The 1700-nt window shown below is 62.4% G+C and carries 2 protein-coding genes; both read left to right on the forward strand.

Annotated elements, in window-relative coordinates; translation table 11 throughout:
* The first annotated feature begins 167 nt into the window (after positions 1 to 167).
* Entirely contained in the window at positions 168 to 1271 is a 1104-nt protein-coding gene (locus ACFFNA_RS40335; protein WP_378926003.1) for an IS5 family transposase, read from the forward strand.
* A complete protein-coding gene (locus ACFFNA_RS40340) occupies positions 1268 to 1639 on the forward strand; it encodes a hypothetical protein (RefSeq protein ID WP_378926006.1) in 372 nt (123 codons plus the stop codon). Before ACFFNA_RS40335 ends, ACFFNA_RS40340 begins: the two co-directional genes overlap by 4 nt.
* Positions 1640 to 1700: the final 61 nt, after the last annotated feature.

Genomic DNA, 1700 nt, shown 5'->3' on the forward strand with positions numbered 1-1700 from the left:
CCTGATGTTTGTGGCGATCTACATCGACCACGTTCTCACATCTCGACAGGAGCAGCCGCCCTCAATCTGGCTCGGGCGAGACCCCAATCACCCCATCTGTTGAAAAAGGGCTCGCGACAGTCTCAGGTTCGTGATTCACTCTGACCACGAAGAGGTGGGAGTGAATCGTGCGGGGTGGTGACGAACAGACGGGCGAACTGTTCAGCTACGTGGACCTCGAGGCTCGGGTGCGGCGCGATCATCCGTTGCGCCGTATTCGGGCGATTGTGAATGAGGCGCTTTCGGCGTTGGAGCGGGAGTTTGCGGCGCTGTACTCGCCGATTGGGCGGCCGTCGATCCCGCCGGAGAAGCTGCTGCGGGCGATGCTTTTGCAGGCGTTCTATTCGATCCGCTCGGAGCGGCTGTTGATGGAGCGGCTGGAATACGACCTTCTGTTCCGCTGGTTCGTCGGGATTGGCGTCGACGATGCGGCCTGGGATCATTCGGTCTTCTCCAAGAACCGTGACCGGCTGCTGGAGGGTGACATCGCTGCAAAGTTCCTGGCTGCGGTGCTGGCGCAACCCAAGGTGAAGAAGCTTCTGTCGACGGATCACTTCTCGGTCGACGGCACGCTGATCGAGGCCTGGGCGTCGATGAAGAGCGTCAAGCCGAAGGACGGCCCAAGCGGTGGTCATGGCGAGCCGCCGGCAGACGGCGGCGGACGTAATGCGGAAGCGGACTTCCACGGCGAGAGGCGATCGAATGAGACGCACGCCTCGACCACCGACCCCGACGCCAGGCTCTACCGCAAAGGGTGGGGCAAGGAGGCGAAGCTCTGCTTCATGGGGCATGGGCTGATGGAGAACCGCCATGGCCTTCTGGTCGACGCCTGCCTGACGTTTGCCGACGGGCATGCCGAGCGGGTGGCGGCCCTGCACATGATCGAACCGCGTGCCGACCGTCCGCAAACAATCACACTCGGTGCCGACAAGGCTGATGACACGCAGGACTTCATCAATGAGCTGCGTTCGATGAAGGTGACGCCGCATGTGGCGCAGAACACCGGCGGCCGTAGTTCGGCAATCGACGGGCGCACGACGCGGCATAGCGGCTATGCTGTCAGTCAGCGTATTCGCAAGCGCATTGAAGAGGCGTTCGGCTGGATCAAGACGGTCGCCGGACAGGCGAAGACCAAGTTGCGTGGCCGCGACCGCGTCGGATGGGCTTTCACCTTCAACGCCGCCGCCTACAATCTCGTGCGGTTGCCGAAGCTGCTGGCGGCGCCGACATGATCGCACCTGCCGGCTGTCAACTGATCGGCCGCTGGCGGATCATCGAAGCTGACCTTTGGGATCGCGGCTATCTCGACCTCGGCGGACCCGCCACGATCACTATTGGGGCCGACAACCACGGTGAGATCGCCTTTGGCGCCCTGCAAGCCGGCCTCGATCTCGGGTACGGGCCCTCAATGGTCTTCTTCACATGGGCCGGCTTCGATGAGATGGACGAAGTCGCCGGCGACAGCTCCGCCGAATTGCTCGACGACGACTCGATCGACATCACCTTCGCCGATCGCAACGGCGACGAGGCTATCCTCAAGGCCAAACGTGATCCTTCTTCAACAGATGGGGTGATTGGGGTCTCGCCCGAGCCAGATTGAGGGCGGCTGCTCCTGTCGAGATGTGAGAACGTGGTCGATGTAGATCGCCACAAACATCAGG

The sequence above is a fragment of the Mesorhizobium kowhaii genome (assembly GCF_042431665.1).
GTDB lineage: Bacteria > Pseudomonadota > Alphaproteobacteria > Rhizobiales > Rhizobiaceae > Mesorhizobium > Mesorhizobium kowhaii.

Coding starts and splice junctions, on each gene's coding strand:
- ACFFNA_RS40340 (WP_378926006.1), top strand. CDS start 1,268: ATGATCGCACCTGCCGGCTGTCAACTGATCGGCCGCTGGCGGATCATC.